Source organism: Thalassotalea ponticola (assembly GCF_041379045.1).
Classification (GTDB): domain Bacteria; phylum Pseudomonadota; class Gammaproteobacteria; order Enterobacterales; family Alteromonadaceae; genus Thalassotalea_A; species Thalassotalea_A ponticola.
This window is the reverse complement of sequence record NZ_CP166871.1, coordinates 1,391,753-1,405,265: the sequence shown is the minus strand read 5'-3', so window position 1 is coordinate 1,405,265 and position 13,513 is coordinate 1,391,753. Positions and strand designations below refer to the sequence as shown.

At 40.4% G+C, this 13,513-nt stretch carries 13 protein-coding genes; all 13 read right to left on the bottom strand.

Annotated features, from left to right (window positions below):
* Positions 1–41: 41 nt before the first annotated feature.
* Positions 42–1,202, bottom strand: a complete 1,161-nt coding sequence (locus ACAY30_RS06050; RefSeq protein ID WP_290251508.1) for a TDP-N-acetylfucosamine:lipid II N-acetylfucosaminyltransferase — start codon at positions 1,200–1,202, stop codon at positions 42–44.
* Positions 1,199–1,750, bottom strand: a complete 552-nt coding sequence (locus ACAY30_RS06045) for an acyltransferase (RefSeq protein ID WP_290251507.1) — start codon at positions 1,748–1,750, stop codon at positions 1,199–1,201. Before ACAY30_RS06045 ends, ACAY30_RS06050 begins: the two co-directional genes overlap by 4 nt.
* 2 nt (positions 1,751–1,752) lie before the next feature.
* Positions 1,753–2,829, bottom strand: a complete 1,077-nt coding sequence (locus ACAY30_RS06040) for a DegT/DnrJ/EryC1/StrS family aminotransferase (protein WP_290251506.1) — start codon at positions 2,827–2,829, stop codon at positions 1,753–1,755.
* A gap of 19 nt (positions 2,830–2,848) precedes the next feature.
* Complete coding sequence (locus ACAY30_RS06035) at positions 2,849–4,276, bottom strand: lipopolysaccharide biosynthesis protein (RefSeq protein ID WP_290251505.1); 1,428 nt, start codon at positions 4,274–4,276, stop codon at positions 2,849–2,851.
* 27 nt (positions 4,277–4,303) lie between these two features.
* The gene (gene rfbA, locus ACAY30_RS06030) at positions 4,304–5,182 is read right to left on the bottom strand and encodes a glucose-1-phosphate thymidylyltransferase RfbA (protein WP_290251504.1); all 879 of its coding nucleotides are present in this window, start codon (positions 5,180–5,182) and stop codon (positions 4,304–4,306) included.
* Between the two features lie 6 nt (positions 5,183–5,188).
* Positions 5,189–6,268 carry a dTDP-glucose 4,6-dehydratase gene (rfbB, locus tag ACAY30_RS06025; protein WP_290251503.1) on the bottom strand — a complete coding sequence of 360 codons (1,080 nt, stop codon included), beginning with the start codon at positions 6,266–6,268 and terminating at the stop codon, positions 5,189–5,191.
* A gap of 347 nt (positions 6,269–6,615) precedes the next feature.
* Complete coding sequence (locus tag ACAY30_RS06020; protein ID WP_290251502.1) at positions 6,616–8,904, bottom strand: polysaccharide biosynthesis tyrosine autokinase; 2,289 nt, start codon at positions 8,902–8,904, stop codon at positions 6,616–6,618.
* Between the two features lie 145 nt (positions 8,905–9,049).
* Positions 9,050–10,174 carry a polysaccharide export protein gene (locus tag ACAY30_RS06015; protein ID WP_290251501.1) on the bottom strand — a complete coding sequence of 375 codons (1,125 nt, stop codon included), beginning with the start codon at positions 10,172–10,174 and terminating at the stop codon, positions 9,050–9,052.
* Between the two features lie 125 nt (positions 10,175–10,299).
* Positions 10,300–10,734, bottom strand: a complete 435-nt coding sequence (locus ACAY30_RS06010) for a low molecular weight protein-tyrosine-phosphatase (protein ID WP_290251500.1) — start codon at positions 10,732–10,734, stop codon at positions 10,300–10,302.
* 226 nt (positions 10,735–10,960) lie between these two features.
* Positions 10,961–11,482 carry a transcription/translation regulatory transformer protein RfaH gene (rfaH, locus tag ACAY30_RS06005; protein ID WP_290251499.1) on the bottom strand — a complete coding sequence of 174 codons (522 nt, stop codon included), beginning with the start codon at positions 11,480–11,482 and terminating at the stop codon, positions 10,961–10,963.
* A 551-nt stretch (positions 11,483–12,033) separates the two neighbouring features.
* On the bottom strand, positions 12,034–12,198 hold the full coding sequence (locus ACAY30_RS06000) for a hypothetical protein (RefSeq protein ID WP_290251498.1): 165 nt from the start codon (positions 12,196–12,198) through the stop codon (positions 12,034–12,036).
* Between the two features lie 90 nt (positions 12,199–12,288).
* Complete coding sequence (locus ACAY30_RS05995) at positions 12,289–12,504, bottom strand: Blp family class II bacteriocin (RefSeq protein WP_290251497.1); 216 nt, start codon at positions 12,502–12,504, stop codon at positions 12,289–12,291.
* Between the two features lie 479 nt (positions 12,505–12,983).
* Entirely contained in the window at positions 12,984–13,271 is a 288-nt protein-coding gene (locus ACAY30_RS05990) for a GIY-YIG nuclease family protein (protein ID WP_290251496.1), read from the bottom strand.
* Positions 13,272–13,513: the final 242 nt, after the last annotated feature.

Sequence of the window (13,513 nt, the reverse complement as noted above, 5' to 3'; positions counted from 1 at the left end):
TTATTTTACACTCTTAAGAGCTTCTTTTTAAATTCATGTTATTAATTCGACATTAATTTGTTGATCAATTGTTCTGTCTTATTATTAATGGCTTGGCGAGACCAATGCTGTAACAAAATCGATTTATTTAGCTCAACTTCTTTAGGTGTTAACCGATAATTAATAAGTGAGTTATCCGCTTCTAACTCATCTATTGCATATAAAACTGCACCTTGCTCTTTAAAAAAATCATAAACAGGGTTTTGCTTATTGAGAAACACCGTTGCCCCACGATATAACATAGTTATAATGTTACCCAAGGCTTGTTGCCGCAAGTGATTCATGATAACAACAGAGCAAGAAGATAGTGTCGACAAATAATTATCAACACTCATAAATTTAGTGATAGGTAGAAAGTTCGCTCCAAAGATATCTTTACCACGATTAAGCACTTTATTTCGATAGTCCTCATCGCCATAGCTTAGAGGACATATGATCTTCCTGTCTTTCAAGTCTAGTTGTTCCAATAGTTCGAAAGCATCGACATGATTGTTTGTTATAGTCGCGCTGTTACCAAGTAGTATATATTGAGCATCGCTCATAAGGTCAGGTAGGTCTTTTACCAAATCATCTTCTAGAGTACCATAATTCCAATCCGCAAATTTTGGCTTAAACTTAGCGTCTTTTGAGGCTACCATTTCGTATTCGCTTTCTAATACAGGCGCAAAATAATCGATTCGTTGCAAGTATTCACTTTTAGTCTTTTGACCATGAAGCTTTCTATGCACTTTTTCTACTGCAGGGATTTTTTTTAGTGCTCTTTTTAACTTGAATATTTTACTCTGACTGAGAGAGTTCAATTGTCTAGTCTTAGGTAGTAACAAGTCGTCAAAGTTATCCGATATTAAGTCATAGTAATCCATTCCAAAGCCGATCCATAATGTCTTGACATGTTTTGGGAAAGGAATATTAACCCGACATAACGAGTGCAAAACAACTACATCGAACTGGTAGATATAATTTGAAAATTTTTCACTATCAAGCTCTGACTCCGAAAAAATCTTATCCACTTCACTTTCGATATATTTGAGTACTGGTGTATCTGATATGACCAGCAATTGATTAGAATGAGGTGCTACTTTTTTAAAAGCCCTAAGCCCCATATCTATAAACTTTTCATCTGGTGCTAGGTGAAGTATCTTCAATGACTTAGCGCTCTTCATAAAAGTTTCTCTAAATCTTTACAAGTAGATTTTCGCTTCCTTAGTTTTTTAGCTGGATTCCCTACATAAATAAATCCGGCTTCAAGACTTTTATTTACTAATGATAAAGAGCCAACAGCCGAACCCTCGCCAATTTCCACCCCTGGTAAAACAATACTTCCGGCACCAACTAAACTATGTTTTTTAATCGTAACGGGTGCGTGGGTTACATTTGTATATTCGCTTGGCACTGTAGGGTTAGTCATATAAGCACCAGAATAGTCGTCATTACTTGAATAGATGGAACATCTTCCAGAAATACACGTAAAATCTTCCAAAGTTACTTTGCCTGCACCAATAATCGAGGCATAAACTGAAATGTGTACGTAACGTCCAATTGATAGACCACCTACGCCTGCAGATAAGACACAAAAATCATCGACTCGACTATTATCGCCAATTTCAATATTACCGGGGTTGTAAAATGATGCTAATTTAGAAACTTTTACATTATTTCCTAGCGATTTAAAACCAATTTTTTCTAGTTCTTTTTGAGTATAAAAAGCCAAAACTAAATTCCTTCTTTTATCGCACTAATAACTGTATTCACGTCTTCTATCGTCAGGTGTGCATGCAATGGGAGACACAAAATTCTATTAGCTACATTTAAGCTATTGGTTGTCCCAAAGCTGGGACTATCCTCGAAAATCTCATCGAGAGACGGGGAAAAGTAGTGTCGGCTTTGGATATTTCTGTTGTTGAGAACTTGCGATACCTTCTTTAAGGTTTCAGCATTATTTAACAATACAGGCATATAAGCTCCATTGGCGTTTGCTTCTGGGTGCCACTCAGGAAGTTCGACAATATCTTTTAGTCCGTTTCTATACGCATAGAATAATTCGGCTCTATGATTAACAATATCGTCGATTTCCTCTAGATTGACTAAGCCTACCGCCGCTTGGTACTCGTTAAGTTTCGCATTTATACCAACATCTACTATTCCATTTTCAGGGTTAATACCAAAGTTTATAATTTCTCTAGCTGTTTCAAAATTTCCTTTATCCTTAAACACAATGGCACCACCTTCAACGGTATGAAAAATCTTGGTTGCATGAAAACTTAATGTACTGGCATGGCCATAATTGAGGACTGAGCCATTATTCAGTTTCACACCAAATGCATGGGCTGCATCATAGATGATTTGGCAGTTATTTTTTTCACTAACTGCATTGATACCTTTTACATCACAAGGGTTACCATAAACGTGAGTGGCAACAATAGTATCAGCCTTACAACCTTTGCGATAAGCGTTCATGATCGCGTCGGGGCAGAGGTTAAGCGTTTTGGCGTCGATGTCCGTAAAAGCCACGTCATCTTGTTGCCATTTAAATGCACTGACGGTTGCGACAAAACTAAACGGCGTTGCTAATATCGATCTTGAGCCAATTGCTTTTGCCGCTACTTGCAACGCAGAGGTACCGTTATTGGTCAGTAATAAATTTTTTACGCCTAAATAATCTTCAAGCCGTTCTGTTAACTCATTATGTAAAGGACCAAAGTTGGTATACCAACCACTATTGTTAACTTTTTCAAGTAACGGCAGTAGTTTATTTAAATTAGGTTTAACAGGGCTATTTAAAGCGATCATTGAATTTCCAAAAAAGAAGTTAATTTGCTTGTATCGTACTTTTTAATGAAACAAGTAAAGGACGTTGGATCAAAAACATGGACAAAATGTACATAGAAAGTGCGGATAATAACATCACAATTATTTGTATAATGGCCTGTGTAAAAACGCTCCCCACGTGATAGCCCATAAATGCTGAACATGCAGTGATAACGCCTGTAGGCAGTATGGCTTTCAGTTGATTTATGGCCGTTAATTTCGACAGTTTTCCGGTGTAATAGGTATTAACAAAAAGTGCTAAATAAGACTGAATCACCATCCCAATACACATCGCCTCAATCCCTAAAGGTACGGTTATGATGAGCATAATTGTCGTTATTACTTTCTTGATTACTTCAAGATTTAGAAAAAGATCAGAGCGACCTTTTACTTGGAGCATATTTAAATTGATAGCATGAATGGGATATAAGATTAACGCCATTGTCAAAATGCTTATTAAGGGTGCACTGCCTAACCACTGTTCGCCTAAAAGCAATGCAACAAGTGGGTCAGAGATAATGCATATGCCAAACATGATTGGAAAAATGATTACAGCAGCAAACTGCAAAGTATTTAAGTAAGCTTTCTCCAACCTGTCTTGATCATTTTGTATCGCACTTAGGATAGGATAATTAACTTTTTGAATAACACTCGTGATGGTTGTCGCTGGTATTGTCGATAACGTATTAGCCTGATTGAATAAGCCAAGTTGGGCTGGACTGTATTGCTTACCAATAATCAAACCGTAAAGGTTATTATAAATGGCATCGAGCAAGCCCGATAACATCAATTTTGAGCCAAAACCAAACAAGTCTTTAAATGACTTCTTACAGAATGCAACTTTCGGTTTCCATGGCGAAACAATATTGAGCATGCACGTATTGACTAGCATTGATGTTAGTTGCTGACCTACTAGAGCCCACACACCGTACCCAGAAACAGCCAAATAAAGTGCGACTCCCCCACCAAGCACTAAAGAAATCACATTGCATTTTGCTTGTTTCTTAAAGTCTAGGGCAACGGTTAACTTGGTTCTTGGTATTATCCCGAACGTGGCTACAATGATATTAAGCGCTAATATTCTTGTTAACTCTACCAACTCTGGCTGTTCATAAAACTCAGCGATATAAGGTGCAGAAATAAACAATAACGCATAACAAATTAGAGATACGACCAAACTAAAGTAAAATGTTGTCGCAAAATCAGCTTCATTACGATCAATTTTTCTGATCAGCGCAGCGCTAAACCCACTATTAACAAACACATTAGCAATAGCAATAAAAATTGCTAACATGGCAACCAATCCGTATGCGCTAGGGCCCAAAATATTAGCCAAAGTTAAACTGACCACTAAACCTAAAGCTTGGTTGCCGATGCTATCTAAAGCGCTCCAAAAGAAGCCTTTCTTAATTTGTTGTTTATCGTGCATAAACCTATATGCTTTTTAGTGCTTCGATTAATCAATCAAATTAATCAAATACTCGCCATAAGAATTTTTCATCAGTGGTTTGGCGATTTCTCTTATTTCGTCTTCGCTTAACCAGCCTTGATTGAAGGCAATTTCTTCAAGACAAGCTATTTTAAAACCTTGTCGATGCTCGATAGTTTGCACGTATTGCCCAGCATCCATTAAGCTATCGTATGTGCCTGTATCTAACCAAGCAAAACCTCGGCCAAGTAATTCAACGTGTAATTTTCCTGACTTGAGATATTCATTATTCACACAGGTAATTTCTAATTCACCGCGCGCCGATGGTTTGATATTTTTGGCAATATTAACCACACTATTATCGTAAAAATATAAACCGGTGACCGCAAAACTGGATTTTGCTTTTTCAGGCTTTTCTTCGATAGACAGGGCTTTTTGATTTTCATCAAATTCGACAACACCAAATCGTTCGGGATCTCGTACCTGATAACCAAATACAGTAGCCCCTTCTTCACGTTTGGCTGCTTTTAGGAGTAATGGTGAAAATCCTTGGCCAAAATAGATATTGTCGCCCAAAACCAGACAAACATTATCGTCGCCAATGAACTCTTCTCCCAAAATAAAGGCTTGCGCTAACCCATCCGGACTTGGTTGTACTTTATATTCCAGCACAACACCGAATTGACTGCCATCCCCCAATAACGACTTAAAGCTATCTAAGTATTCTGGTGCTGTGATAATGAGGATTTCTCGTATCCCTGCAAGCATTAATACCGAAAGTGGATAATAAATCATCGGCTTATCGTAAACTGGTAATAATTGCTTCGACATGCCTTTGGTTATCGGATAAAGTCTGGTGCCTGAGCCGCCCGCCAATACAATGCCTTTGGTTTTATGCGTCATCATAATTTCCTATTTACAGCCTAAGCGCTCTAAGGCATAACTGCCATCCAGCACATGTTGCCACCACGTTTTGTTATTTAAGTACCATTCTACGGTTTTTCGAATACCGCTTTCAAAACTTTCAACGGGCGTCCAGCCAAGTTCTCGTTCAATCTTCGACGCATCAATGGCGTAGCGAACATCGTGACCCGGTCGGTCTTTCACATAGGTAATTAAATCTGCGTAGGACTTTATCTCAGGCGATGATTCGGCTGAATTTGATACAAACGGTACGTATTCTTCAAGTAAAGTGCAGATGGTTTTAACGACATCGATATTCGCTTTTTCATTGTGTCCACCGATATTGTAGGTTTCCCCTGTCTCGCCTTTTGTCGCAACCAAATAAAGTGCACGAGCGTGATCTTCAACAAACAACCAGTCTCGGATCTGCTGGCCATTGCCATAGACTGGCAATGATTTCTTATCTAAGGCGTTTAAGATCATCAAAGGAATGAGCTTTTCAGGAAAATGATACGGGCCATAATTGTTCGAACAGTTGGTCACCACGGTCGGTAAACCAAAGGTTCTGATCCAAGCACGCACTAAGTGATCGCTCGAAGCTTTGGATGCAGAATATGGCGAGCTCGGCGCATACGGTGTCTGCTCAGTGAACAAATCCTCTGGTCCTTCCAAATCGCCGTACACTTCATCGGTTGAAATGTGATGAAATTTAAATTTCGCTTTTTTCTCTCCATCGAGCATCACCCAATACTTGCGCGCTGCTTCAAGCAAGATATAAGTACCCATAATATTAGTTTCAATAAACTCTCGAGGCCCATCAATGGAACGATCAACATGACTTTCGGCCGCCAAGTGCATAACGACATCAGGTTGAAACTGTGCAAACAGCTCTTCAATCGCGCTTGCGTCACAAATATCGGTTTGGGAAAACGTATAGCGAGGGCTGTCTTCAACATCAGCAAGCGATTCGAGGTTACCAGCGTACGTCAATTTATCGACGTTAAGAACCGAATCGTTGGTATGGTGAATGATGTGTCGAATAACCGCAGAGCCAATAAAGCCAGCGCCGCCTGTAACAAGAATGTTCATGTTCTGAGTCTTATTAGTATGTCTGTTAATGTGTTAAATATCGCCATGTAACGAAAAACGCAAGTCACGTTGTTCGTTTCACGAAAATACAAGGCATGAAACATTTCATGCCCATTGGTCAGTGTTTTTAGGTATTGTTGTCCGTTATGGTAAGTTTGATTTCACTTTAAAGTCACATAGTAACGAGGTTACGAGTTCGGCAACTGCTAAAGCGTTGCTCTACCTCCAGCATCCATACAGTCGTTTGCTACAATGACGGCGCGTATAACTTATAACTCCTACCAAAAGTCCAACCAGGGTGTGCTATTGGGCGCATGATATGTGCTGCACATTTGATAAGACGTACCCTACTTGTACTCATATCCGTAGTGGTAGTAACCATAATCTGATTGACGTTTTTCAACCGCATTAAAAATGATGCCTTTAATGTCGACGCCATTGATGTCAAAGCGATTGGCACCGGCGATTATTTCTTTAAGTGGGCTGTAATCATAACGCGCCAACATTAATGAGGTACCTGCGTGATTACCCACAATGGCCGCATCCGTTACCGCAAGAATTGGCGGTGTATCGATGATTACTAAATCATAGTTGGCTTTAGCGTGTTCAATTAGCGTTGAAAAACGCTCTCCCATTAATATTTCACTTGGGTTTGGTGGCACGTTACCACGGCTTATAAAGTGCAGGTTGTCAACACCGGCGTTTTGCGTCGCCTGTTCTATGCTTAATTTGCCTACGAGGATATCAGACAAGCCGTTTTGCTCGTTAAGCTGAAAGATTTTGTGCATGTAGCCTTTACGCATATCGGCGTCTATGACCAACACCTTTTGCCCAGCTTGGGCAATAACGGCGGCAAGGTTAGATGAGACAAATGATTTACCCACTTCTGGGCTGGCACCGGCGATCATCACTACGTTGTTTTTTGCTTCCATCATCGCAAAGTGCAATGACGTACGAAGGCTTCGGATGGCTTCGATAGCCATATCAGCGGGGTTAACTTCAGCCAATAGCTCATGGCGCTGTGCTTTGCGCTTATTGCGTTTTACTTTATCTTGCAAACGGGCCAGTTGCGTGCGCTTTATGTGATCTTCTGATAACGGCACGGTGGCGTATACGTTAAGTCCAACATCTTCAAAATCTTGTGGGTTGGTAACACCACGGTGGAATGCCGATTTTAAGATAACGTAGGCAACCGCTAAGAAACCACCTAACAAGGTGATAATAACCACGATGAGGGATTTTTTCGGTTTAATAGGAAAGCGGCTCACCTGCGCGTAATCAACAATATTAATGTTGCCAACGGTTGAGGCTTTTACCACGTTGAGCTCTTGTACTTTGTTAAGCAGTGCAAGGTAAATTTGTTGGTTTACTTCAACATCGCGTGCCATACGCAAAATTTGTTGTTGAGCTTGCGGTAAGTCTTTAATTTGCGCATTAAGCTGTTGCTTTTGTGCTTCTAAATCGCGTTTTTTAGCAAGAAGCGATTGGTACTTAGGATGCTCTTGGGTGTACTTTTGTGCAATATCAACTTCTAAAAACGACAGCTCATGTATTTTGGTGTCTAATTCTACCAATTGCTCAAGCACCGACTCGGTTTCTAGGGTTAAGTCGATGGCATCGTTGTCTAAGCGGAACTTGTTTAACGTATTTTCAGCTTGTACCTGAGCGGCATCAATTTTAGGCAGTTCTTTGTTTAAAAACTCAATTGATTTTTCAACCTCTTGGCTCATGCGTTTTACGTTTTGCAGTAAAAACGCATCGGCAATGGCGTTTAAGGTATCTTCAGCTTGTTGGCGGTTAGGGCCCTGTAACGCGAGGGTTAAAATACCAGACTGCTTGCCTTTTTCAGCTACTTGTAACGAGCTTTGAAGCTTAGCAATGGCATCGGCGCGGTAGGTACGAGTTAGGGTAAACGCAGTGCCCGATTGCGCCTTTAAGTTGTTTACCAGCAGTTGAATACTGTTATCTTGGTTAGTGGCAACTTGGTTTACTCTACCTGAAAATACCAACTCGCCAGCAAGGTACACTTGGTACTGATCATTGTCTTTTGCAATAAGCTCAAAGGTTTTACCTAAAAACGGTTTAGCCACTTTAAACTGAGCAACGTTAATGTGCTCACCACCCCACGCGTAACTGCTGTCAAAAAACGTAGAAATAAACGGCTTATTAAACGTTGTAATACTGTTGGCATTGACATTGGTAATTTGCCCACCAAAGTAGCTGTGTGCGTATTTACGAGCATAGTATTCACCCAACTTACCAAAGTGCTTAGGCTTGGCAATAATATCAAGTTTGAGCTCGTCAACCGCATCACCCAGTACTTTGCGTGATTTTAATAATTCGATTTCGGTAATGGCTTTTGATTCAGCGCCAAACAGCTCTTCCATATCACCAAGGCCCGGAACACCTGTGGCCTTTTGCTCTATTTGCACTAAGGCGTCAGCCTTGTAAATAGGTGTTTGCAGTAAGGCAATAATTACCCCTGCAATGGCAAATAAGGTGGTTACACCAGCAATAAGCCATTTATTTTCAAGTAACAAGTTAAAGTAACGAGAAAAATCGATGTCATCACTCTGCTCATTAATATGATGGCTGTTGTGTTGGTTAAGTTTGGTGTTTAGTTGCTCTTGACTCATTAGGCTGTCCGTAGGCAATACTGTTCTGTACTTTATTGGAGTATTAGGGTTAAGCGCTAGCGTAATGTTGGCGCTAGCTGTTTTTTATTATTTTTACTTTTTCTATTTTTTAATTGCTATTTTTTTTGGGGGCTGCAGGTGCAGCCTATAAATTGTTTTCAAAATCGTTTAGGTCATCTAAGCCACGTACGGTTGGTAGCAGCAATGAAATAACTTTGTTCCAACGGGCAATTGGTGCGCTGGTCACGTAAACCAAATCCATTGGTTGTAAGTGAAATTGGGTAGCCAGTATCAGCGCAGCGGCATTTGACGCATCAAGCTGGTATACATCGGCAACTTTGTTGGCATCAGTGCTGGCACGCAATACAAAAATACCGCTGGCATCGGCGGTCATTTCGTTAAAACCACCTACGTTACCCAAGGCTTCCGCAAGGGTTAAACCCGAGCGGTGTATAGGTAGTGTGGCTGCTTTGCTGACTTCACCCATAACAAACACTTTGGTAGCATCGTTGTGGGGCACGTGCACAATATCGTTATGGCGCAAGAGGCGGTTTTGGCTCATATCGCCTTTTTGATATAAGGCGTATAAATCTAAACGTTCTTCTTTAGAGTCGCGGGTTAAAATAACACTGCGCCAATCGGCGTCGTCGCTTATACCGCCTGCTTGGTTAATGGCATCAAGTACGGTAACCGGAATATTGGCTATGGGCATAACCATAGGTTGGCTAACCGCGCCTGTTACGTACGTGCGCTTTGAGCGATACGCGGCTACTTTTACATCAATTTGTGGGTTTTCAATGTAACGGCTGAGTTTCTCAGTAAGCTCTACACGGATCTGTTCAACACTTTTACCTGCAACGTGAATACGACCAATGTAGGGGTAAAACATATTGCCTTTGGCATCAACTAAATTACCAGCTTGTTCTGGATCGCGAAATTGACCAGCTGGTGTGGTTAGCTCAGGATGATCATAGACAGTCACAGTAAGTACGTCACCTGCCCCTACTGTATAAGCATAGTTTTGTAGTTCCTGCTCTAGCATTTGATTTTGCGTTGCAGAAGGCTCTCGCTCTTTAATGCTATTAAGTACATTGGGGGTAATTAATATGGTATTGACCTGTTCGGTAATATCAAAATCGAGTTCTTCACTTGATTGGCTATTAGTCGCACCGTCTTTGGCACTTACGCCTTCTATGTGTCCACCAGGAATTGTACAGGCCGTTAAGCCAAGTAGCATTAGAGAGGTAGTGAGAGCTTTTAATTTAGTCATGTGATTATCAGTTTTTATAGTGACTGTGGTTTAATTTGTTTGTCTAACAAGTTTTATTCTTTAGCTGCTTTAGGTTACTTGCATTTTTATACAAGCTAAAGCTTAACGTTGGCAATTAACCAATACTAATTGCCAATCTTACTGCACCAAGCTTGGCAATGTTTATCAATAAGGGTAAAAGCATGATTAAATGCTTCTTGGCTTTTTTTATAAGGGTCGGCCACTTCCTCATCATTATGCCACTTACCAAGTAACATAATTTTACCAGAGGCAGCTGGGTATTTTTGCATTAGCAACTGTTGGTGTTTTTTTTCCATCACCAAAATCAAGTCGGCATCGTTTACCATGCTATGGCTAATTTGCCTAGCACTGTGGTTTTGGCCGTTATAGCCGTGTTGCTCTAGCAAACTCACCATATGTGGCTCTATGCCGTGCTCTTGCAAAGCACCAATACCAGCACTGCTCACTGTTTTATTCGGTAACTGTTTGGCTAGCATGCGCTCAGCCACGGGGCTGCGGCAAATGTTACCAACACATACGGTTAAAATATTATCAAACATACTGAGCAGGCTTCTATTTAGATTATTTAGGCTTGGTTTTAAACGCTGTTATAAGGCCGTTTAGGCACGCTTCCGCCCATTGGTTTGGCTCCAAAAGGCATACAGATAACGGCGTTTGTAATGTTGTAAAAACGTTGTTTACAACTGATTATTAATCTTTTTTGCGCTGGTTATCAGCGGCATTTGAGCTAATTGCGTTGATTGCTCTAGTGGTAATCAGTGGCAATTAGCTTACTTTATCAAAATGCTGGTTATCTACCGGCACATCGTTTTCTTTACCCAGCATTTTAACCATTAAAATGCTGCGTTCAAGACCGTCTTTTGCTTTGTAAATGGCTTCTAAACCAGCAAACGGTCCTTGATTAATTTGCACTTTGTCGCCCACCTGTAAATTAAGCAACTGCTCTAGCGTTTTCGGTTCGTTATTGCTTACTTGGTGGTGTTGTAACGCATTAATAATGTCGTTGCTAATAACCGCATGTTGCAAGCCAAATTTAACAAAACTGCCAACACCACGCGTAGAACGCACGGCATTAAAGTTAGCTTGTTCAGGATTTAAGCGAATAAATAAATAATTGGGGAATAATGGGTCAAGAGATACAGCCTTAATTCCCTTTTTCTTTTTTACCGTAGCAACTTTCGGTAAAAATACTTCTAATCCTTGCGACACTAAGTTGTCGTGAGCACGTTGCTCCTCTCTTGGTTTGCTGGTTAAAACATACCAAGCACTCTTAGCTACTGCGGTCATAATACTACTACCCTTTTCTTTTTGTTTAAAGTGCTAATAGCAATTAAATTGCCCACACTGCATGGCACCATAAACAGCGCAATAACAACGGCATTGTAATCATCACCTTAGCGGTAAATTGCTAATGGATATATATTTGAGTGCCGCACCGTTATTGCCGAAAATACTGCTTAGTATTCAAACAGCTTGCTTATATTTTTAGCAATACCAAATCACAAGTGGTGAATGTTTGAACACCTGGTAACGTTGTACTTATATTGATTTGGCATTATAAAAAAATTAGACGTGTGTTGCTACGCCATTTTGGTAAAAAATGTAAGCGATATTGGTTAAATTGTGTCTTGCCGTTTAACTAGTGCGATAAGTGTGTTTTTCTAGCAGTTTTTGGTAGGTTTTTGCGTATTTTGTTGCGGATGTTTGTGATGTTTAGCGAGTCACGAGCTATATGGCTTAATGACAAACCTCACATACTGTAAGTAAAGTTAACCGGAATTACTTCCGGCAAACTGTTAGGTATAAATACCCTTAGATCAAATGTTATAGGCGCGCAGCTATTTAAGCCAATATTTGCTGGCGTATCGGCAAAGTAATTGCCCAGCTACACCCAATACAACAGCGATGATAACCAATGGCAAAAATGATACTTTGCTAGAAATTATCCCTAAGCTAATTGCAACGCTGGTTATTACCATTAGATTAAATTGTTTTGTTGTCATGACTTAGTCCTTCAATAAAAAGGCAGCGAGTTAAGACTGCCTTTGTGTCTATTGGATTAAAGTTTTTAGTGTAATGCTTAAATGTAAGCGTTAGTTGGCTATGTACTCTAAGTACAACTCGTAGCTTAAATAACTGATTCCGCCAATAACTGCCCCCGTAAAGGCTCCTGGACCAGCACCTACGCCACCGGCTAGCGAGCCACTTAACGCACCTGCCACACCGCCGGCAAATACTGCTGCACCTAGCTCTTCGGTTGAATAAGCGCCGTTGATTTCTGATAGTTCATTAACTGTTAATTCACGCATGATAATCTCCTTTTATTTGCGTTTTTCGTCACGTATTAGCATCGTAGTTTCACCAGCCGACTTAATAAATATTTTACATTTAATTTAGTAAGTTACGGGGCAATTCCATTGCTTTCATTTTTTAGTTTGGTAGAAATCCGTTACGAGTCAATCACAATAAAAGTATCGCAGTTAGAGTGAGGTATTTTAGGCTCTGTTTGTGGTTTGGAGATCCCCGCCTTCGCGGGGATGACGTTAAATGTGGGGATTCGTAAAATTGTGAGGATGACAATTAAGACTCGTTTGGTGTCTAGGAGATCCCCGCCTGCGCGGGGATGACGTTGAAATAAAGGATGACGTTTAATTTCGAGCGCGGGAAATAGGCTTATGAATCGTGCGCCCTATGCACCTCACGCAAATCGGCGCCCATCGCAAACAACGTCATCCCACAATGTCGTTGTGTGGGATCTCTTGAGGATGCATAAAAACTCGAGTCAGGATTAAAGCAATTGGTAATACAAATCGAGCCATTCAGGATTTGTTTGTTCAATTAATCGAACCTTCCAACTTCTCTCCCATCGTTTCAAGCGCTTCTCGCGATAAATCGCATTTTCCATGTCATCAAAAAGCTCAAAATAAACTAGGTTATGAACGTTATACCGTTTAGTGAAGCCTTCAACACAATGCTGTTTATGCAGGTAAATTCGTCTTGTTAAATTACTTGTCACACCAACGTATAGCACTGAATGGGTTTTATTCGAAAGAATATAAACTGCAGGTTGTTTCATAATTGAAGTCCTTTTCAATTAGAGGGGATCTTTATCATAGTGAATTTTTGGTATCTAGTTTGAAAATTGTTTGTCTTGATTGGAGATCCCCGCCTGTGCGGGGATGACGGTTCATTATGGGCTGACGTGAAAATATGGAGTGTCTGTTAATAGTGGAGATGACAATTAAAGGCTCGTTTGGTGGTTTGGAGATCCCCGCCTGCGCGGGGATGACGTTGAATATTTGGATGACGTGAAATATG